A 20,980-nucleotide genomic window follows, 5' to 3' on the forward strand; every position below is an offset into this window, starting at 1 on the left:
TTTGTCGCGTCCGTCTGCGTCACGCCGTGACCGATGTCAGGATTTTCTTCAGGTCGTCCATGGCGGCCTTCGGGCCGTGCACGTTGAACACGCCGGTCAGATTCAGGACGATCTCGTCCACACCGGCCTCGCGATAGGCCGCGAGTTTTTCGACGATCGCGTCGATGGCGCCGTGGACGAAAGCATCGCCTTCGAGCATTCGTTTCGCCGCGGCCGGCAGTTCCTCGCCCGCGATGTCGATTCCGGCCTTCCGCAGCATGTCGATGTAGTGCGGAGTGCGCATGTGCCGCGAATTGCTGGCCACCACCAATTCCGTCGGATCGCGGTCGGGCCTTTCCAGCGCCACCGGAACGACGGCCGACAGCCGGGGCGTCTCGCGCCCCGCCTTTTCCGCGCCTTCCGCCATGGCCGGCCGCACCGTGTCCCGGAGATAGGCGGGAGGCGTCAGCCACGTGACGGCGGCGTCGGCGACCTCACCGGCCAGTCTCGCCATTCCCGGCCGCAGCACTCCCAGCCCGAGGTCGATGCGCGGCGCCACCGCGGGGACCATTCCGGCGTGGCAGGAGAAGTACTCCCCGTCCAGCTCCACGGTCCCGCCCGAGAGCAGGCCGCGGACGATCGTCAGGTACTCGCGCGCGGCCGTCAGCGGGCTGGCGTACGGGGCCCCGAGCAGGCTCCGCTGGAACTCCCTGCCGCCGGGGCCGAACCCCGCGACCACCGACTCGCCCGTGGTCATGGCCAGTGACCTGACCTGGTGGGCAGCCTCGTAGGGGTGCCGCAGCGGCATCAGCGTGACACCGGTGCCGGTCGGCACCCGGAAGCCGGCGCCGGCCGCGGCGGCGAACCCCTGGAAGGGTTCGACCAGCATCGCCTGGCCCTGCCACAACCGGTCCGCACCGGTCCATTCGACCAGCGCGGCGTACGGCAGCAGTTGTTCCGGCCGGCGCGGCAGAAACGGCATCAGTACCGAATACGCGGTCATGTGTCACTCCGACATCGAAACACGCCCATGAAAAGGGCACGTTGATTCCCCCGACAATGTCCCGACGGTCAGTCGACCGGAAAGCCGTTTCCCACGGCACCCGTCGCCCCGACCTGACATCACAAAGATATGGGGTCGACGACCTCCGCGCCCCCGCCAAGAGGACAGTCTCTTCCCCGTCCCGGGACGGGGAAGGGCGGGCCGCCCCCGCACCGAGGCGCCCGCGACCCCCATTCACCTTGAACAGGAGGTCGTTGTTCGCCCATACTCCGACGCATCGGACCTTGGAAAGGCCATATCCCCATGCCGCCACACATCAGCGTCATATGCCCTACGTACAACCGCGGTAAAGCAATTCTGTCGACGCTGGAATCCGTGCGGGCACAGACGATGCGCGACTGGGAAATGCTGGTGGTGTCCGACGCGAGCGACGACGACACGGACGCGGTGGTCGCGTCCCTGGCGGCGCGCGACCGCCGGATACGGCTGCTGCGGACCGGGCGGTTCGGGTCCCAGTCCGGTCCCACGAACATCGCGCTGGGCGAGGCCGCGGGCGAGTTCGTCGCCTACCTCGACCACGACGACCACTGGGAGCCGGACCACCTGCTCCGGCTCCGGCAGGCCTTCGACGACGGAGCCCGGTTCGTGGCCACCCGGGCCCGCAAGGTGACCGCCGCCGGAACGGTGACCGGCACGGCGCACCCCCTGTCCCTGTGCTGGCACCCTGACATCCAGCTGATGAGTCCGCTGTTCGAGAACTCCTGCGCCGGGCACGTCGCCGGCCTCGCCGAACAGGTGGGCGGCTGGCGCGAGTCCCCGGTCGGCCTGGAGGACTGGGACCTGTGGCTGCGCTTCGCCGACGCCGGCGAACGCTGCACCCCCCTCCTGGACCGTACGGTGACCCTGCTGGACGATCCCGGCACCAGGACCCACCGCCTGGAGCGGCGGTTCACGCACGAGATCGCCCGGTTCGACGACGCCCTGTCCGCCCGCGCCGCCTACCGCGCACTTTCCGACGCCCGCAACCAGGAGCGCGAACTCCACGCTGTCCGGCAGGACTTGCTGACCTGGTACGGATCCCTGGCCGACGGCGGCGAACTGGTGCTCCCGCGTGGCTGGCGGGGCGGTACGGCGGCGCTCGAAGCCGCGGTGGAGTCGCAGATACGCGAGAACGGGACGGTGTGGAAGGGGCTGGCCCTCGTCCCCCGTGACACGTACGTCTCGCTGTGCGTACCGCTGTCGACCATGACGGCAGAGCACGCCGACCGCTACACGCGGTACTTCCGCGCCACCATGCACCACCAGATGGCGTTCCTCGAGGACGTCCTGCCGCACGGGAGCGTGCGGCGGTGAGCGTCCTGACACACGCGGACCGGGTCGGGATCCGGTCCTGGCTCGACGACGCGGCGGAGCGCCTGGGCATCCGCGCCGAACAGGTGCCGCTGGACGCCCTGGACGGTTGGGAGACCGATCCGGACGCCGGCGCCATCCGGCACCGCAGCGGCCGGTTCTTCTCCGTCGAGGGGCTGGACGTGCGACGACCGGGGCACCCGGTGTCCCACTGGCAGCAGCCGATCATCAGCCAGCCGGAGATCGGGATGCTCGGCATCCTCGTCAAGCGGTTCGGCGGCGTACCGCACGGCCTGCTGCAGCTCAAGCCGGAGCCGGGCAACTGGGGCGGGCTCCAGATCTCCCCGACCGTGCAGGCCACCCGCAGCAACTACACGGGCGTGCACAAGGGTGCCCAGGTCCCCTATCTCGACCACTTCCTGAACGCCGCCGCCCGGCACCGGATCGTCACCGACGTGCACCAGTCCGAGCACGGCTCGTGGTTCCTGCGCAAACGCAACCGCAACATGGTCGTCGAGGTCACCGAGGACGTCGAGGCGATACCCGGCTTCCGCTGGTTGCCCCTGGCCGAGCTGCGGCAACTGCTCCGCGTGGACGACCTGGTGAACATGGACACCCGCTCCGTGCTCTCCTGCCTGCCACGGGTGGCGAGGGGCGGCACGTCCGCGCACCCGACCGCCGACGTCCTCGCCTGGATCGCCCGGGGACGGGCCCGCTCCGGGATGGCCGTCGAGCGGCGGCCGCTCGGCCGTCTGGCGGGCTGGCGGCGCGACGCCGGGCGCATCTCGCACGAGTCCGGCCGGTTCTTCGACGTCATCGGGGTACGGGTGGAGGCCGTCGGCCGCGAGGTCGGCCGCTGGGACCAGCCGATGATCGCCCCCCACGGGGTGGGCATCGTGGCGTTCCTGACGACCCGTGTCGACGGCGTGCCGCACGTGCTGACGCAGTTGCGGACGGAGCCCGGCTGCGCGGACACGGCCGAACTGGCGCCCACCGTGCAGTGCACGCCCGCCAACTACGACGTGCTGCCCTCGGCCGCCCGCCCGCCGTTCCTCGACGACGTGCTGGGTGCCGACCCCTCGTCCATCAGGTTCGACACGGTCCTCTCCGACGAGGGGGGCCGCTTCCACCACTCCCGCAGTCGTCACCTCGTCGTCGAACTCGACGAGCGGACCGAGCGGCCGGAACGGCCCGGCTACCGCTGGCTCGCCCTGGGCCAGCTCCACGAACTGCTGCGCCACGGAGGCCGCGTGAACATGCAGACGCGCAGTCTGCTCGCCTGCCTGTCCGCCCTGACCCCGCCCACGGACACCACGGCATGGTGAGCCGCCCCCTGATCACCGTGCTGGGAGCCTCCGGTTTCATCGGCTCCCACGTCGTCGCGGAACTCGCCGGGCGCCCCGTCCGGCTGCGTGCCGTGGCCCGTCGGCCCACCGTCCCGGCCGGGCTCGGGCGCTCGGTGGCGGACGTCGAGACCCGCGCGGTCGACCTCTCCCGGCCGGGCGGTCTCGCGGAGGCAGTGGCCGGCTCCGACGCGGTGGTGCACCTCGTCGCGCACCTCGACGGTGCGGGAACGTGGCGGGCGGCCGACGGCGACACCGCGGCCGAACGGCTCAACACCGGCCTGGTCCAGGAGCTCGCCGACGCCCTGCGGCCGGCGCCGGCCACGGGCCGGCCGCCGACCGTGGTGGTGTTCGCAAGCACCGCGGCCGCCGCCACGGACGGCGTGCCCGGGTCCGCGGGCGCGGGGCCCGCCACCGCCTACGAGCGGCACAAGCTCGCCGCCGAGCGGGTGCTCGCCGAGGCCACCGCCGCGGATGCACTGTGCGGCGTGTCCCTGCGGCTGCCCACCGTGTTCGGCCCCGCACCGGCGCCCGCGGTGGACCGCGGCGTCATCTCGGCCATGGCCAGGCGGGCGCTGGACGGCGCGCCGATCACGATGTGGCACGACGGCACGGTGCGGCGCGACCTGCTGTACGTCCGGGACGCCGTCACGGCGTTCACCGCCGCCCTCGACCACGCCCCGGCGCTCGCCGGACGCCACTGGTCCGTCGGCAGCGGCCGCGGCACACCGCTGGGCGACGTCTTCCGCACCCTCGCAGCCACCGTGGCGAGCCGCACTGGAAGACCGCCCGTCCCGGTGCGCCAGGTCGAACCACCCGCGTTCGCCTCGGCCGCCGACTTCCGGGACGTCCGTGTCGACCACGCGCCGTTCCGCTCCGTGACGGGCTGGGCCCCGCGGGTCCCCCTGCACGAGGCCGTGGACCGAACCGTCGCCGCGCTTGCCGACACCCATGGAAAGGACCCTCTGTGACCACCTACGTCTGGGACTACCTCCGGGAGTACGAGACCGAACGCGCGGACATCCTCGACGCGGTCGAGACCGTCTTCGGCTCCGGCCGACTCGTGCTCGGCGAGAGCGTGGCCGGCTTCGAGCGGGAGTTCGCCGACTACCACGGCGTCGGGCACTGCGTGGGCCTGGACAACGGCACCAACGCGGTCAGGCTCGCCCTCCAGGCCCTCGGCGTCGGACCGGGGGACGAGGTGATCACCGTCTCGAACACGGCCGCACCCACCGTCGTGGCGATCGACGCGGTCGGTGCCACCCCGGTCTTCGTCGACGTGCGCGAGGAGGACTTCCTCATGGACACCGGCCAGGTCGCCGCGGCGATCACCGACCGGACGCGCTGCCTGCTCCCGGTCCACCTCTACGGACAGTGCGCCGACATGGACATGCTCGGGAACATCGCCGCGCGGCACGGCCTGGCCGTCCTCGAGGACTGCGCCCAGGCACACGGTGCCCGCCGGAACGGCCGGCGCGCGGGCACCTTCGGCGACGCTGCCGCGTTCTCCTTCTACCCGACGAAGGTGCTCGGTGCCTACGGTGACGGCGGCGCGACGATCACGTCCGACGACGAGGTGGCCCGCCGACTGCGCCGGCTGCGGTACTACGGCATGGAGGAGCGGTACTACGTCGTCGAGACCCCTGGCCACAACAGCCGGCTCGACGAGGTGCAGGCCGAGATCCTGCGCCGCAAGCTCGGCCGCCTCGACTCCTACGCCGAGGCCCGCCGCGCCGTCGCCCGGCGCTATGCCGAGGGTCTCGCCGACACCGGTCTGGTCCTTCCCCGCGTCGCGCCGGGCAACGACCACGTGTACTACCTCTACGTGGTCCGCCACCCCCGGCGGGACGCCGTCCTCGACGCGCTGAAGTCCCGCGGCATCTTCCTCAACATCAGCTATCCGTGGCCCGTGCACACCATGTCCGGCTTCGCCCACCTCGGCCTCTCACGCGGAGCGCTTCCGGTCACCGAGGCCCTCGCGGACGAGGTCTTCTCGCTGCCGATGTACCCCACGCTGCCGCCCGAGACGCAGGAGACGGTGATCGCCGCCCTACGCGACGTACTGGAGGAATTGTCGTGAAGGCCCGGCCGCTCGCCGTGCTCGGCGCGGTGGAGTTCAGCCCCGCGTCGTACCCCGACGACCGGGGCCTGTTCGTGTCCACCTTTACGGAGGACGACTTCGCCGAAGCGGTCGGCAGGCCGCTCTTCCCGGTGCGGCAGGCGTCTGTGAGCGTCTCCCGCCGCGGCGTCGTACGGGGCGTGCACTTCACCGCCGAGTCGCCGGGCACGGAGAAGTACGTCCACTGCCCGCGCGGCACGGCCCTCGACTTCGTGGTGGACCTGCGCGTCGGCTCACCGACCTTCGGGACCTGGGACTCAGTGGTACTGGACGCGCGGGACTTCCGCGCCGTGTACCTCCCCGCCGGCCTGGGGCACGCCTTCGTGGCCCTGGAGGACGACACGGTCATGTCATATCTGCTGTCCGCCGGTTACGTCGCCGCGCACGAACTCGCCGTGTCCGTGCTGGACCCCGAGCTGGGCCTGCCCCTCCCCCACGACGTCACCCCGGTCCTGTCCGAGCGGGACCGGCTGGCCGTCACCCTCGCGGAAGCCGCCGACCGGGGCATGCTGCCGCGCTTCACCCACTCCGAGGAGAACCGATGAGCAACTGCCGCGTCTGCGCGGGCCCCCTGACCGAGTTCCTCGACCTGGGAACGCAGCCCAACTCCGACGCCTTCCCGCGCCCGGACGAGACCGACGGCGAGTTCTTCTTCCGGCTCGCGGTGGGCAGGTGCGGCTCCTGCACGATGGTGCAGCTGATGGAGGAGGTCCCGCGCGAGCGGATGTTCCACCGGGACTACCCGTACCACTCCTCGGGGTCCTCGGTGATGCGGGAGCACTTCGAGAACACGGCGCGCCGGCTGCTGGCCACCGAGGCGACGGGGCCCGACCCGTTCGTCGTCGAGATCGGCTGCAACGACGGCGTGATGCTGGCGACGGTCGGCGAGGCCGGGGTGCGCCATCTGGGAGTCGACCCCTCGCAAGGCGTCGCCGACGAGGCGCGGGCCAAGGGCGTACGGGTCCGTACCGCGTTCTTCGAGGAGTCGACGGCACTCGACATCGCCACTGCCGAGGGCCGGGCGGACGTCGTCTACGCCGCCAACACCCTGTGCCACATCCCGTACCTGGACTCGGTCTTCCGCGGGCTGGACGCCCTGCTGAAGCCGGACGGGGTGTTCGTCTTCGAGGACCCTTACCTGGGCGAGATCGTCGAGCGCACCTCGTTCGACCAGATCTACGACGAGCACTTCTACTTCTTCACGGCCCGCTCGGTGCGGAACATGGCCCGGCACCACGGCTTCGAGCTGGTGGACGTCCTGCGGCTGCCGGTGCACGGCGGGGAGGTCCGCTACACCCTCGCACGCCTCGGCACCCGGGTGCCGAGGCCGGCCGTGGCCGAGCTGCTGGCCGAGGAGGAGAGCCGCGCCCTCGCCGATCCAGCGACGCTGGAGCGCTTCGCGGCCGATGTCCGGCGCACTCGAGACGAGCTGGTCGCCCTTCTCACGGGGCTGCGCGCGGAGGGCCGCAGGGTCGTCGCCTACGGTGCCACCGCCAAGAGCGCCACCATCGCCAACTACTGCGGCATCGGCCCGGAGCTGGTCTCCTCCGTCTACGACACGACCCCCGCCAAACAGGGTCGTCTCACCCCCGGTTCCCACATTCCGGTACACCCCACGGAAGCCTTCAGAGAGCCCTACCCGGACTACGCACTGCTCTTCGCCTGGAACCACGCGGAGGAGGTCATGTCCAAGGAGCAGGAGTTCCGCGCGGGCGGCGGCAAGTGGATCCTCTACACCCCGACGGTCCGCGTCCTTTGAGAAACTGTCCGCGACACCGCTGCGGAGCTCGTTCATCCGCCGAAGCCGTCGGTCCGGGCGGCCGGCCTCGACGGATGACTGCGATGCGCAGAACGCAAGAATCGCCCTCACACCGCTCGTCGGCGTCCACCCGCTTGTCCACCGGTCCGCACGCTTGCTGCACGCCTGTCCACCGGTTGTCCACCGGCGGCGACCATGGTGCCCCGAGCGGGTCGCACCGCCCTCATGGATCGATCACGGAAAGCACAAAGGCCCAGTTCAGAGGCGATCTGAACTGGACCCTTTCGGAGCCGCCTTCGGGATTCGAACCCGAGACCTACGCATTACGAGTGCGTTGCTCTGGCCATCTGAGCTAAGGCGGCTTGCGCTGAGCACCATGGTGCGATCAGCAACGTCGGTAAGTCTACACAGTTTCCCGGGGTGCTTCGTACCCGCCCCGGAGGCCGGCGCTCCGGGGCGGACGGGACGGTCACCGGACGGCTACGAGCAGCGTTTGCCGTCCTCCGGGGCCCTACCGCGCAGCAGATAGGTGTTGATCGCGGAGTCGATGCAGGTGCTGCCGCGGCCGTAGGCGGTGTGGCCGTCGCCCTCGTAGGTGAGGAGGCGGCCGGAGGAGAGCTGGGCTGCCAGGGCCTCGGCCCAGCGGTACGGGGTGGCCGGGTCCCGGGTGGTGCCGACCACGACGATCGGGGTGGCGCCGGCTGCCTCGATGCGGTGGGGCTCACCCGTGGGCCGCACCGGCCAGTACGCGCAGTTCAGGGCGGACCAGGCGAGGCCTTCGCCGAAGACCGGGGACGCCTTCTCGAAGTCGGGGAGCGCGTCGCGCACCTCGTCCGGGGAGGAGAAGGCGGCGGGGAGGTCGAGGCAGTTCACGGCGGCGTTGGCGAACATCAGATTGCTGTAGCCGCCGTCGGCCTCACGCTCGTAGTAGCTGTCCGAGAGGACGAGGAGGCCGGCGCCGTCCTTCTCCTTCATCGCCGAGGTCAGCGACTCGCGCAGCTGCTGCCAGGCGCCCTCGTCGTACATCGCCGCGATCACGCCGGTGGTGGCCAGGGACTCGGTGAGCTTGCGGCCGTCGGCGTCCCCCGCGGGGAGGGGCTCGGCGTCCAGGTCGTCGAAGAAGGCCTTGAGGTTCTTGCCGACCTGGTCGGGGGTGGTGCCCTGGCTGCCGAGGGGGCAGTCGGGCTGCTTCACGCAGTCTTTCGCGAAGGACTGGAACGCCGTCTCGAAGCCGGCCGTCTGCTCCAGGTTCAACCGGCGTGCGGGCAGTGACGGGTCCATCGCGCCGTCCAGGACGAGGCGGCCCGCCCGGTCCGGGAACAGGCCCGCGTACGTCGCCCCCAGGAAGGTGCCGTACGACGCGCCCACATAGGTCAGCTTCTCGTCGCCCAGCACCGCGCGCAGGATGTCCATGTCACGGGCCGCCTCGACGGTCGACACGTGCCGCAGCAGCTTCGGCGCGTCCGCTCCGCAGCCCTCGGCGAACTCCTTGTACGCGTCGACCAGCTCGTCCACCTCGCCCCCGTCGTCCGGAGTGACGTCCGTCCGCGTGTACGCGTCCATCTCCCGGCCGTCGAGGCACTCCACGGGCTCGCTGCGGGCCACGCCCCGGGGGTCGACCGCCACCATGTCGTACTGGGCGCGGACCTCCTCCGGGTAGCCGATGCCCGCGTACTGCTGGAGATAGCCGACCGCCGAACCGCCGGGCCCGCCCGGGTTCACCAGAAGGGAGCCGAGCCGCTTGCCCGGGCCGGTGGCCTTCTTGCGGGCCACGGCGAGCCGGACGTCCCCCTCGGCCGGCTTCGCGTAGTCGAGCGGGGCCTTCATGGTGGCGCACTGGAAGCCGGGGACGCCGCAGTCCCGCCAGCTCAGCTTCTGCTCGTAGTACGGCGAGAGCGCGGAGGGTGTGGCCTGCGGCAGCGCGGCCAGCGACGCCTTCGCCGCCTCCGTCGATCCGGCCGCCTCCGCCGCCGCCGGACCCGCGGAGGTCGACGCGCCCCCGGCCGAGCAGGCGCTGGCGAGCAGCGCGGCGGCGAGAAGTGTGGCTCCGGTACGTGTCCTGCCGGTGCGGGTCCTGCGGTGAGTGCGCCTTGTGTGCATTCAGGGAGCGTAACTCTCCGCGACTATTCCGATGCACTGCGTGTGCGACATGCCTCGTACGAGTTACGTCGTCAACCGCGCTTCCCGGCGAATCCGGCCACCCGCACGGCCACCCGCACGGCCGTGCGCCGCCCCGGGAGCGGTCAGCCCGCTCTCAGCGCCATCGTCATCGCCTCCACCGCGAGCAGCGGCGGCACATTGCGGTCGAGGGCCTCCCCACAGGCTGCGATCGCCTCGATGCGGCGGAGGGTGGACTCGGGGGAGCTGCCGCGGGCGAGCCGCTCCAGGGCTTCCTCGGCGTCGGCGTTGGCGATCGCCACGCGGGAGCCGAGCTGGAGGGCCAGGACGTCGCGGTAGAAGGCGGTGAGGTCACTCAGGGCGAGGTCGAGGCTGTCACGCTGCGTACGCGTTTTGCGCCGCTTCTGCTTCTCCTCCAGCTCCTTCATGACGCCCGCCGTGCCGCGCGGCAGCCGACCGCCCTGGGCCGCGCCCAGCGCCGCCTTCAGCTCGTCGGTCTCCTTGGTGTCCATGCCCTCGGCGAGTTGCTTGGCGTCCTCCGCCGCCGCGTCGACCAGTTCCTGGGCCGCCCTGAGCGCACTGCCGACGTCGTCGACGCGCGTCGGGAGCTTCAGCACGGCATCCCGACGCGCCCGGGCGGCCGGGTCGGTGGCCAGGCGGCGTGCCCGGTCGACGTGGCCCTGGGTGGCGCGGGCCGCCGCGGCGGCCACGTCCGGCTCGATGCCTTCTCGCCGTACGAGCATGTCGGCGACCGCCTCGACGGACGGCGTGCGCAGGTTCAGGTGGCGGCAGCGGGAGCGGATGGTGGGCAGGACGTCCTCGACGGAGGGGGCGCACAGCAGCCAGACGGTCCGCGGGGCGGGCTCCTCGACGGCCTTGAGGACGGCGTTGGCGGACTTCTCGTTCAGCCGCTCGGCGTCCTCGACGAGGATGATCTGCCAGCGGCCGGTCGCCGGCGAGGTGAACGACTTGCGCACGGTGTCCCGCATGTCCCGCACCAGGATCTCCGCGCCCACGGCGGCCACCGTGCTGACGTCCGCGTGGGTGCCGAGGAGTGCCGTGTGGCATCCGTCGCAGAATCCGCAGCCGGGGACGCCGCCGAGCGCGCGGTCGGGGCTCACGCACTGCAGTGCGGCGGCGAAGGCCCGCGCGGTCTGCGTCACCCCCGCGCCGGGCGGGCCGGTGAAAAGCCAGGCGTGCGTCATGCTCGACGACTCGGGGAGCGGGCCGTCGGCCGCGGCGGCGGTGACGAAGGCGTCGGCGTCCCGGGCAGCGGCGGCGAGCTGCTCGCTCACCTTCTCCTGCCCGACGAGGTCGTCCCACACGGTCACGGGTCACGCCGCCCTTCCGTCACACTCCGCCATCGCACCGCGCCGCGCTGATCCGCGTCGCGCCCTCCATTGTGCGGGGCGGCACTGACAACGAGGGCGGACCGCCCGGGAAGCGGGCGGAAGACCGGCCCTGCGGTCCGGCGCGAGACCCGGGGCCAACGTCCGAAACCGAGACCCGAGACCCGAGACCATGGTCCGGCACCGAGACCCGGGACCGTCGTCCGGCACCGAGACCCGAGGTCCGGGTCCAGGTCCAGGTCCAGGTCCAGGTCCAGGTCCAGGTCCAGGTCCAGGTCCAGGTCCAGGTCCAGGTCCAGCGTCAGGATCCGGCCGCTCAGCGGTGCCCTCGGCCCTTGCCCCGGCGGCCGCCGTCGTCCTCGCGACCGCCGTCACTCCGGCTGTCACCCCGGCTGTCACTCCGGCCGTCGCCCTCGCCGTCGCGCGGGCCGAGCAGCTCGTCCGCCAGGGTCGGCAGATCGTCCAGCGGTGTCTCCTCGGCCCAGTCCGAGCGGCGCCTGCGGGGCGGTGCCTGGTCGGGGTCGATCCGGGGCAGCTCGCGCGTGCGGTCCTGGGGCTCCCCCGAACGGTCGGAACCAGCGGCCGGGCCGTCCTCCCGGAAGTAGCCCGGCGGGACCCGGTCGGCGGGGTCGCCCTCGCGTACGGGCGGCAGCACCGCCGTCTCGTCGGCAGCTCCCGGCGTCACGGGGGGCAGCACCGCCGTCTCCTCCTCGGCCCGCGGCTCCACCGCCGGCAGCACCGCCGTCTCGTCCTCGGCCCGCGGCTCCACCGCCGGCAGCACCGCCGTCTCGTCCGCCGCACCCGTCGGAACCGGCGGCTTGGGCAGCTCGGTCGTCACCTCGGACTCCGCCTCGGACTCCGACTCGGGCTCGGGCGCGGGTGCGGGCTCGGACTCGGGTTCGGGCGCCTTGGACGGCCGGGGCGCCCGGCCGTCATCGCCGCACCCGGTCCGGGCGTCGTCCCCGGCACCGCTCCGGCCGTCCCGCGAATCGGCCGAGTCGTCGTCCCGGCCATCGGCGGAGTCCCGCGCGTCCCGCACCGGCCGCAGGACCGCCGTGTCCTCCACCGGCCCGCCGGAGGCGTTCGTCGGGGTCACGACCGGCGTCGGCACGGTCACCGCGTCGGAGTGGGCGTCGGCGGCCGGCTTCGGCCGGGGTGCGTCCGCCGCGGGAGGTGCCGTCGACTTCGGGCCCGCCGCTGCCGCTGCCGCCGCCTGCTCCGCCGCCCGGCGTGCCTCCTCGGCCCGCATCAGGGCCTCCTCGGCCTTGCGCTGCTTCTCCAGGCGCCGGGCCTCGGCCTCGGCGCGCAGCCGCTCCTCCTCGGCCTGCTTGCGGCGCCGCTCCTCCTCGGCCCGGCGCCGTGCCTCCTCCTCGGCCCGGACCTTCTCCTCCGCGAGGAGCCGTGCCCGCTCCTCCTCCGCCTTCCGGCGCGCTTCCTCGGCCCGCTGCCGGGCCTCCTCGGCCTGCCGCTCGGCCTCGCGCCGCTGCGCCTCTTCCAGCTCGCGCCGCTTGCGCTCCTCCTCCTCGGCGCGCAGCCGCTCCAGCTGTTCGAGGCGTTCGCGCTCCAGGCGCTCCTCCTCGGCCTTGCGCGCGGCCTCTTCCTCGGCCTTGCGGCGCGCTTCCTCCTCGGCCTTGCGGCGGGCCTCCTCCTGGGCCTTGATCTCGGCCTCGGAGAGCGGCAGCACCTGGTCGAGCCGGTGGCGTACGACAGTGGTGACGGCCTCGGGCTCCTGGCCCGCGTCCACGACGAGGTAACGCCCGGGGTCGGCCGCGGCCAGGGTCAGGAAACCGGAGCGCACCCGCGCGTGGAACTCGGCGGGCTCCGACTCCAGCCGGTCCGGTGCCTCGGTGAACCGCTCGCGGGCGGCCTCCGGCGCGACGTCCAGCAGGACGGTCAGGTGCGGAACGAGCCCGTCGGTGGCCCAGCGGTTGATGCGGGCGATCTCCGTCGGCGACAGGTCGCGGCCGGCGCCCTGGTAGGCCACCGAGGAGTCGATGTACCGGTCGGAGATGACCACGGCGCCGCGCTCCAGCGCGGGCCGGACCACGGTGTCGACGTGCTCCGCGCGGTCGGCGGCGTACAGCAGCGCCTCCGCGCGGTGCGACAGACCGGCGCTCGAGACGTCCAGCAGGATGGACCGCAGGCGCTTGCCCACCGGGGTCGCCCCCGGCTCGCGGGTCAGCACGACCTCGTGTCCCTTGCCCCTGATCCACTCGGCGAGTGCCTCGGCCTGGGTCGACTTCCCGGCGCCGTCACCGCCCTCCAGGGCGATGAAGAAACCGTTGGTCGCGGGCACCGGCACCGGGTCGTCGCCGCCGAGCAGCGCGTCCCGCAGGTCGTGCCGCAGCGGGACGCCGGAACGGTCGTCGACCTTGGCCAGCACCAGCGCGGCCACGGGCAGCAGCAGCGCGCCGACCAGCATCAGGACGAACGCGGCGCCGCCGTGCGCGAAGACGAACCTGCCGTTCTCCAGGCGGTGCGGCCCGATCGCCGCGGCCACCACGGGTGCGACGACCGCGCCGAGCGCCACGCAGACCCGGACGACCGCGTGCAGGTGCTCGGTCGTGCGCGCCCGGCGGTGGTCCTCGGTCTCCTGGTCGAGCAGTGTGTGCCCGGTGTTCGCCGCGACGCCCGCGCCGACGCCGGCCAGCGCGAGGAGCAGCAGCACGGTGGTGTCGTCCGGGACGAGGCCGGCGGCCAGCAGGGCGACGCCGGCGAAGGCGATCGCCAGGGCCAGCAGCCGTCGGCGGGACAGGGAAGGCAGCAGGGCGGGGGCCGTGCGGATGCCGACGGCGACGCCGCCGGTCAGCGCGCCCACCATCAGGCCGTACAGCACGGGTCCGCCGCCGAGGTCCTTGGCGTGCAGCACCGCCACGGCGACCGCGGCGGCCACCACCGCGGCGACCGCGGCGCAGGCGAGTACCAGCAGCGGAAGGACTCCGGTGCGGCCCCTGTCGACGCCCGTGCCGCTCTTCGGGCGGCGCATGCCCTCCAGCGGCGACCGCGCGCGCGGGGTGCGGACGCCGGGCAGCTCCAGGAACGTCACCACGGACAGGGAGGCGGCGAACAGTCCGGCCGCGACGTACGAACCGAGCGCCGCCTGGTGCTCGGCGAACCAGCCGACGCCGGCGCCCAGCAGGTTGTTCAGCAGTCCCGCGACGACCAGCACGACGCCGGCCAGCGGGACGGCCACGAAGCTCGTACGCAGTGACAGGCGGCGCAGCGTGCCCATGTGGTCCGGCAGCGGCCGCACCGTCGCGCCCTCCAGGGGCGGGGCGGGCAGCAGTGCGGGGGCCGCGCTCTCCCGGCACACCGTCCAGAAGCGCTCGGCGACGCCGGTGACGAATGCGGTCACCAGGAGGTAGGCCAGCGCGTCGTCCGGCGTCCAGTCGATCCACAGCGGCGCGACGATCAGCAGCGCGGCCCGCAGCCCGTCGGCGCCGACCATGGTCCAGCGGCGGTCGAGCGGGCCGTCCTGCGAGGTGAGTGAGGTGAGGGGCCCGAGAAGCACGGCACCGAAGAGCAGCGTCGCCAGGATGCGCACGCCGAAAACGGTCGCCACTGCGAACGCCACGCCCCGGTAACCGCCGCCGAACGAGCCCGCGCCGATCGCGGCCTGGACGGCGAGGAGGACCAGCACCAGGAGGGCGAGGATGTCGCCGACACCCCCCACGAGCTGTGCGCTCCACAACCGCCTCAGCTGCGGGCGGCGCAGCAGGGCGCGGACGGCACGCTCGCGGGAGTCCGCGACCAGTGCGTCGTCCGGGGCGGAGTGAGGGGCCGTTGGCTGCTCGGCTCGCGTCATGCGTTCAGCCTATCGGTCGTCACCGACAGTCCGGCGTGCCCGGCCGAACGCACGCACGCCCCGACACCGAAATGATGCCGGGGCGTTCGTTTCGCGAACTGCGGGTGAGACGAAGAAGAAGTGCGGATGAGACGAAGAACTCGTGGAACCGGGCGGTTCCTGAGCCGGTCTCAGTCCTCCGGCCCCTTGGTGGCGGTCGCCTTCTTGGTGGCCGTCTTCTTGGCGGCGGTCTTGGCCGTCGTCTTCTTCGCGGCCGTCGTCTTGGCCGCCGCCGTCTTCTTGGCGGCGGTCTTCTTCGCCGTCGCCTTCTTCGCCGGGGCCTTCTTCGCGGCGGACTTCTTCGCCGTCTTCTTGGCGGGCCCCTTGGCACGCTTCTCGGCGAGCAGCTCGTAGCCGCGCTCCGGCGTGATCTCCTCGACACTGTCGCCGGAGCGCAGAGTCGCGTTGGTCTCGCCATCGGTGACGTACGGACCGAAGCGGCCGTCCTTGACCACGACCGGCTTCTCGCTGACCGGGTCGGTGCCCAGCTCCTTCAGCGGCGGTTTGGCCGCGGCCCGGCCACGCTGCTTGGGCTGGGCGTAGATCGCCAGCGCCTCCTCCAGCGTGATCGTGAAGAGCTGCTCCTCGGAGGTGAGGGACCGCGAGTCCGTGCCCTTCTTCAGGTACGGGCCGTAGCGGCCGTTCTGCGCGGTGATCTCCACGCCCTCGGCGTCGGTGCCGACGACACGCGGCAGCGACATGAGCTTCAGTGCGTCGTCCAGCGTCACCGTGTCCAGCGACATCGACTTGAACAGGGAGGCCGTACGCGGCTTCACGGCGTTCTTGCCGGTCTTCGGGGTGCCCTCGGGGAGCACCTCGGTGACGTACGGGCCGTAGCGGCCGTCCTTGGCGACGATGGCGTGGCCGGTGGCCGGGTCGGTGCCCAGCTCGAAGTCGCCGCTCGGCTTGGCGAGCAGTTCCTCCGCCAGCTCGACGGACAGCTCGTCCGGCGCCATGTCCTCGGGGACGTCGGCGCGCTGGTGGTTCTCGGCGTCCTTCTCACCGCGCTCGACGTACGGGCCGTAGCGTCCGACGCGCAGCACGATGTCGTTGCCGACGGGGAAGGACGACACCTCGCGCGCGTCGATCGCGCCGAGGTCGGTCACCAGTTCCTTGAGGCCGCCGAGGTGGTCCCCGTCGCCGTTGCCTGCGTCGGCCGCGCCGCCGTGGCCCGCGCCTTCGCCGAAGTAGAAGCGCCGCAGCCACGGCACGGCCTGGGCCTCGCCGCGGGCGATGGCGTCGAGGTCGTCCTCCATCTTGGCGGTGAAGTCGTAGTCGACGAGCCGCCCGAAGTGCTTCTCCAGGAGGTTGACCACGGCGAAGGACAGGAAGGACGGGACCAGGGCCGTGCCCTTCTTGAAGACGTAGCCGCGGTCCAGGATCGTGCCGATGATCGACGCGTACGTCGACGGGCGGCCGATCTCGCGCTCTTCCAGCTCCTTGACCAGCGACGCTTCGGTGTAGCGGGCCGGGGGCTTGGTGGCGTGGCCGTCGACCGTGATCTCCTCGGCCGTCAGCGCGTCGCCCTGGGCGACCTGCGGCAGCCGGCGCTCGCGGTCGTCCAGCTCGGCGTTCGGGTCGTCGGCGCCCTCGACGTAGGCCTTCAGGAAGCCGTGGAAGGTGATCGTCTTGCCGGAGGCGCTGAACTCGACGTCCCGGCCGTCGGAGGTGGCGCCGCCGATCTTCACGGTGACGCTGTTGCCGGTCGCGTCCTTCATCTGGGAGGCGACGGTCCGCTTCCAGATCAGCTCGTACAGCTTGAACTGGTCGCCGGTCAGCCCGGTCTCGGCGGGCGTGCGGAAGCGGTCGCCCGAGGGGCGGATCGCCTCGTGCGCCTCCTGCGCGTTCTTGACCTTGCCGGCGTACGTCCGCGGCTGGGCGGGGAGGTAGTCGGCGCCGTACAGCTGCGTGACCTGGGCGCGGGCGGCGGAGACCGCCGTGTCGCTCAGCGTCGTCGAGTCCGTACGCATGTAGGTGATGTAGCCGTTCTCGTACAGCTTCTGCGCGATCTGCATCGTCGCCTTGGCGCCGAAGCCGAGCTTGCGCGAGGCCTCCTGCTGGAGCGTCGTCGTACGGAACGGGGCGTACGGCGAGCGGCGGTACGGCTTGGACTCGACGGAGCGGACGGCGAAGCGCGTGTTCTCCAGGGCGGCGGCGAGCGCGCGGGCGTTCGCCTCGTCGAGGTGGAGGGTGTTCGCGCTCTTGATCTGCCCCAGGGAGTCGAAGTCGCGGCCCTGCGCGACACGCCGTCCGTCGACGGTCTGGAGGCGGGCGACCAGCGCCGCCGGGTCGGAGGCGTCCCCCGCGCGGCCGGTCGCGAAGGTGCCCGTCAGGTCCCAGTACTCGGCGGAACGGAACGCGATGCGCTCGCGCTCCCGCTCGACGACGAGGCGGGTGGCGACGGACTGGACGCGGCCCGCCGACAGCTTCGGCATGACCTTCTTCCACAGGACCGGCGAGACCTCGTAGCCGTAGAGGCGGTCGAGGATACGGCGGGTCTCCTGGGCGTCGACGAGCTTCTGGTTCAGCTCGCGCGGGTTGGCGACGGCGGCGCGGATCGCGTCCTTGGTGATCTCGTGGAACACCATGCGCTTGACCGGGATCTTCGGCTTGAGGACTTCCTGGAGGTGCCAGGCGATGGCCTCGCCCTCGCGGTCCTCATCGGTGGCGAGGAAGAGCTCGTCGGAGTCCTTCAGCAGGTCCTTGAGCTTCCTGACCTGTGCCTTCTTGTCAGCGTTGACCACATAGATCGGCTGGAAGTCGTGTTCGACGTCCACACCGAGCCGGCGGACCTCGCCGGTGTATTTCTCGGGCACCTCCGCGGCGCCGCTGGGAAGGTCGCGGATGTGCCCGACGCTCGCCTCGACGACGTAGCCAGGGCCGAGATAGCCCTTGATCGTCTTCGCCTTGGCAGGCGACTCGACGATGACGAGTCGTCGGCCGCCCTTCGCGGTCTCGCTGGTCGGGGACAACTTCGCTCTTCTCTCCGGTCGACGCTGGGCCTCCCCAGGCCGTGGTCCCGGGGTCGGGTCGTGCTGCTTTTCGGTCGTGACGCTGCGGAGTGTGACGGTACCTCCCGCCCCCGTGTCAAACGGGAAAAGCCCGCAACGGCCACTCGAACGGTAACCCGACGAACCCGGTTCCTGCCGCCCGGAGTGTTTACCGGCCCTGATGCGTGTATCCGGAGCGCGATCCCCCGATTACTCGGGCGGGGGTGCGGCCGGGGGCCGGAACCGGCCTCTCACACGTGCGTCAGACACCATGCCCCGAGGGCCAGAGCGACCACTGCGGCGACGCTCGCGACGGTCGCCGATGCGACGGGGCTCACACCGTGGGCGACCGGCCGGCCATGCCGGACCCGTGTCGCGGTCCACACCAGCAGACCGGCCCCGAACAGGGTGAACACCATTCCCGCGAAGATCGCCGGCCCGCTCTCCATGGTCCCCGTGCCCCTTTTCTCCCACCCGCGAGTGTCCAGCCTCCGCGAGGCTGTCACGCGCGGGCGGCGGGCAGGCGAACCCGAGGTGAACGGGGAGCCGACGGACCCGACGGCCCCCTGCCCCGTGGCTCGTTTTCCCGTACGGCGAGAACTCGTGGCTCGCTTCCCGTTCGGCGAGAACTCGTGGCTCGTTTCCCGCACGGCGACGCTCCGTGGCTCGTTTCCCGCACGGCGACGCTCCGTGGCTCGTTTCCCGCACGGCGACGCTCCGTGGCTCGCTTCCCGCACGGCGACGCTCCGTGGCTCGCTTCCCGCACGGCGACGCTCCGTGGCTCGCTTCCCGCACGGCGACGCTCCGAGTCCGTCCGGAACGGGGTGCGCGCGGCGGGGCCGCCGACGCGTCCTCAGGCCGGTTCGAGGAAGCCCTGCTCCACCAGCAGCCGGATCTGGGCGGGGGTGCGGTCGCGCAGCGCCACCGGGTCCTCGCCCACGAGCTGCGCGATGGCGTCCAGGATGCGGCCGGCGCTCATGGTGCCGTCGCAGACGCCCGCGAAACCGGCGCCGACGGTGTCGACCCGGGTGGCCCGGCGCATGCCGCGGTTCTGGCGCAGGACGACGTGCTCCGGGTCTTCGGCACCGGGCAGCCCGACCTGCTCCTGGACGACCTCGCCGGCCAGTGTGAAATGCGCCTCGAGCAGGGCCGCGTCGTCGTGGGCGCGCAGGTAGTCGACGCGGTCGAAGTGCGCGCGCACCGTCTCGCCGAGCGGCTGCTCGATCGGGTGCGGCCATTCCTCGGTGGTGATCGAGGGCTCCGCGGACGCGGTCCGGCGCAGGGTGATCCAGCCGAAGCCGACGGCCCTGACCTTGCGCGCCTCGAACTCGTCCAGCCACGCGTCGTAGCGTGCCTGGTACTCGGCCGCGTCGGCGCGGTGGTCGCCCGCGTCCCTGAGCCACAGCTCGGCGTACTGCGTGATGTCCTGCACCTCGCGCTGCACGATCCAGGCGTCGCAGCCGCGCGGCACCCAGGAGCGCAGCCGGTCCGTCCAGTCCTCCCCCTCCACGTGCTGCCAGTTGGCCAGGAAGTGCGCGAACCCGCCCTCGTTCAGGCGCTCCCCCGTCTGTTGAACGAGCGAGCGGCACAGATCGTCCCCGCCCATCCCGCCGTCGCGGTAGGTGAGGCGGGCGCCGGGCGAGATCACGAACGGCGGGTTGGAGACGATCAGGTCGTACGTCTCGTCGTCCTCGATCGGTTCGTAGAGCGAGCCCTCGCGCAAATCGGCGGCCGGGGCCCCGGACAGGGCGAGCGTGAGGGCGGTGACGTGCAGCGCGCGCGGGTTGAGGTCGGTCGCCGTCACGCGCGTGGTGTGCCGGGCCGCGTGCAGTGCCTGGATGCCGGAGCCGGTGCCAAGGTCGAGGGCGGCGGAGACGGGCGTACGGACGGTGAGGCCGGCCAGCGTCATGGAGGCGCCGCCGACGCCGAGGACGACGCCCTCGGCGCGGTTGCCGATGCCGCCGGCGCCGCCTACCGCGCAGCCCAGGTCGGAGACGATGAACCAGTCCTCGCCGCCGGGCCCGCCGTACGGCCGTACGTCCACGGTGGCCGCGACCTCGTCGTCGCCCGCGCGGACGAGCCACCCGCTCTCCAGGCAGGCGTCCAGCGGCAGGACGTCGGCCACGCGCGCGCGGAGCACGGGTTGCTGGAGCAGGAACAGCCGTACGAGCAGTTCGAGCGGCGTGTCGCCGCGGGTGGCCCGCAGCGCGGGCACGGTCTCGCTGCGCGACAGCGCCGCGTAGGCGGGAGCACCGAGCAGCTCCAGCAGTCCGTCGGCGGTGAAGGAGGCCCCGAGCAGGGCGTCCCGCAACCGGGCGGTGACATCGGGGCGGTCGGGGGAGGGCAGGGGGGACAGGCTGGCGTTACTCACACCCCCATTGTGGCCCTGCGGCCCCCGCCCCGCCCCTGTGCGGCGGCGGTCAGCCGGCCGCGGCCGACGGCGTCACCGAGGCCGACTTGCAGCTCTGCTGCTTGGCCATCGCCTGGCCGACCTCGCCCTCTTCCAGGGTCTTCAGCGCGTCGTTGCCGCTCTTGCTGAGCTTGTTCAGCTCGGTGGCGATGTCCTTGAGGCCGTCGGCGAACTTCGCCTGGTCCTTGGTGTCGAGGTCCTCCACCTGCTTCTTCAGGGAGGCGTACGACGAGGAGAGGCCGTTGAGCTCGGTGACCGCGTCCTTCTGCTTCTTCTCGCCGTTCTCGACATCCGGGGCTCCGGCCTTCTGGACGGCGGTGCCCATCGCCTTGTAGGCGTCGGACATGTCCTGGAACGCCTTGGCGTCGGTCTTCTGGACCTCGACCGGCGTGCTGTTGTCCGAGGTCTCCTTCTGGATCGCCGCGTTGGCCGCCTCGATCTTCGTGGCCTGCGGCTTCACCGCATCGCAGACCTCCTTCGCCCAGGAGTCCAGCTTGTCGTTGTCGTCGCTGCTGCTGCATCCCGTCAGCGCCAGTACCAGTACCGCACCGCCGGACAGTGCGGCCGCGAGCTTCTTGTTCACCGGATTGGTCCCTTCCATGGCTCTCGGCCCCGGAACATACACGCCGGATGGGGGACACTCGCAGGACGAACATCCATTAAGACCGTATTGCAGCCATTTGCACCAAGAGAGAGAAGGCTCACGGTGAGGGGCG

The 20,980-nt window shown here is 72.1% G+C and carries 14 protein-coding genes and 1 tRNA gene; 6 read left to right on the forward strand and 9 right to left on the reverse strand.

Annotation, left to right across the window (positions count from 1 at the left end; translation table 11 throughout):
* Positions 1–19: 19 nt before the first annotated feature.
* A complete protein-coding gene (locus tag ACZ4V1_RS27990; protein WP_468341177.1) occupies positions 20–982 on the reverse strand; it encodes an LLM class flavin-dependent oxidoreductase in 963 nt (320 codons plus the stop codon).
* A gap of 303 nt (positions 983–1,285) precedes the next feature.
* Between ACZ4V1_RS27990 and ACZ4V1_RS27995 the strand changes: the two genes are divergently transcribed.
* From ACZ4V1_RS27995 to ACZ4V1_RS28020, 6 genes are read left to right on the forward strand one after another with little or no spacing between them, the layout of a single operon-like run.
* Positions 1,286–2,335, forward strand: a complete 1,050-nt coding sequence (locus tag ACZ4V1_RS27995) for a glycosyltransferase (RefSeq protein ID WP_468341179.1) — start codon at positions 1,286–1,288, stop codon at positions 2,333–2,335.
* Positions 2,332–3,657: an NDP-hexose 2,3-dehydratase family protein gene (locus ACZ4V1_RS28000; protein WP_468341181.1), complete on the forward strand. Its 1,326-nt coding sequence runs from the start codon at positions 2,332–2,334 to the stop codon at positions 3,655–3,657. The genes ACZ4V1_RS27995 and ACZ4V1_RS28000 overlap by 4 nt, the downstream gene beginning before the upstream one ends.
* A complete protein-coding gene (locus ACZ4V1_RS28005; protein ID WP_468341183.1) occupies positions 3,651–4,646 on the forward strand; it encodes an NAD-dependent epimerase/dehydratase family protein in 996 nt (331 codons plus the stop codon). The genes ACZ4V1_RS28000 and ACZ4V1_RS28005 overlap by 7 nt, the downstream gene beginning before the upstream one ends.
* Positions 4,643–5,755 carry a DegT/DnrJ/EryC1/StrS family aminotransferase gene (locus ACZ4V1_RS28010; RefSeq protein ID WP_468341185.1) on the forward strand — a complete coding sequence of 371 codons (1,113 nt, stop codon included), beginning with the start codon at positions 4,643–4,645 and terminating at the stop codon, positions 5,753–5,755. The genes ACZ4V1_RS28005 and ACZ4V1_RS28010 overlap by 4 nt, the downstream gene beginning before the upstream one ends.
* On the forward strand, positions 5,752–6,339 hold the full coding sequence (locus tag ACZ4V1_RS28015) for a dTDP-4-dehydrorhamnose 3,5-epimerase family protein (RefSeq protein WP_468341187.1): 588 nt from the start codon (positions 5,752–5,754) through the stop codon (positions 6,337–6,339). The genes ACZ4V1_RS28010 and ACZ4V1_RS28015 overlap by 4 nt, the downstream gene beginning before the upstream one ends.
* Positions 6,336–7,553 (forward strand): methyltransferase domain-containing protein, encoded by a 1,218-nt coding sequence (locus ACZ4V1_RS28020; protein ID WP_468341189.1) that lies wholly within the window; start codon positions 6,336–6,338, stop codon positions 7,551–7,553. Before ACZ4V1_RS28015 ends, ACZ4V1_RS28020 begins: the two co-directional genes overlap by 4 nt.
* Before the next feature lie 288 nt (positions 7,554–7,841).
* Here ACZ4V1_RS28020 and ACZ4V1_RS28025 read toward each other — a convergent pair.
* From ACZ4V1_RS28025 to ACZ4V1_RS28060, 8 genes are all read right to left on the reverse strand, one after another.
* A tRNA-Thr gene (locus ACZ4V1_RS28025) sits at positions 7,842–7,915 on the reverse strand.
* A gap of 118 nt (positions 7,916–8,033) precedes the next feature.
* Positions 8,034–9,653 (reverse strand): alpha/beta hydrolase, encoded by a 1,620-nt coding sequence (locus ACZ4V1_RS28030; RefSeq protein WP_468341192.1) that lies wholly within the window; start codon positions 9,651–9,653, stop codon positions 8,034–8,036.
* A 143-nt stretch (positions 9,654–9,796) separates the two neighbouring features.
* Entirely contained in the window at positions 9,797–11,002 is a 1,206-nt protein-coding gene (locus ACZ4V1_RS28035; RefSeq protein WP_468341195.1) for a DNA polymerase III subunit delta', read from the reverse strand.
* Positions 11,003–11,336: 334 nt separating this feature from the next.
* Positions 11,337–14,825 carry a dTMP kinase gene (gene tmk / locus ACZ4V1_RS28040; RefSeq protein ID WP_468341198.1) on the reverse strand — a complete coding sequence of 1,163 codons (3,489 nt, stop codon included), beginning with the start codon at positions 14,823–14,825 and terminating at the stop codon, positions 11,337–11,339.
* A 170-nt stretch (positions 14,826–14,995) separates the two neighbouring features.
* Positions 14,996–17,836, reverse strand: a complete 2,841-nt coding sequence (gene topA / locus ACZ4V1_RS28045) for a type I DNA topoisomerase (protein ID WP_468341201.1) — start codon at positions 17,834–17,836, stop codon at positions 14,996–14,998.
* A gap of 269 nt (positions 17,837–18,105) precedes the next feature.
* Positions 18,106–18,303 (reverse strand): hypothetical protein, encoded by a 198-nt coding sequence (locus tag ACZ4V1_RS28050; protein WP_468341204.1) that lies wholly within the window; start codon positions 18,301–18,303, stop codon positions 18,106–18,108.
* 404 nt (positions 18,304–18,707) lie between these two features.
* On the reverse strand, positions 18,708–20,225 hold the full coding sequence (locus ACZ4V1_RS28055; RefSeq protein WP_468341207.1) for a DUF7059 domain-containing protein: 1,518 nt from the start codon (positions 20,223–20,225) through the stop codon (positions 18,708–18,710).
* A 49-nt stretch (positions 20,226–20,274) separates the two neighbouring features.
* On the reverse strand, positions 20,275–20,865 hold the full coding sequence (locus ACZ4V1_RS28060) for a nucleoside/nucleotide kinase family protein (protein WP_468341210.1): 591 nt from the start codon (positions 20,863–20,865) through the stop codon (positions 20,275–20,277).
* Positions 20,866–20,980: the final 115 nt, after the last annotated feature.

The organism is Streptomyces sp. NPDC028991, assembly GCF_055564775.1.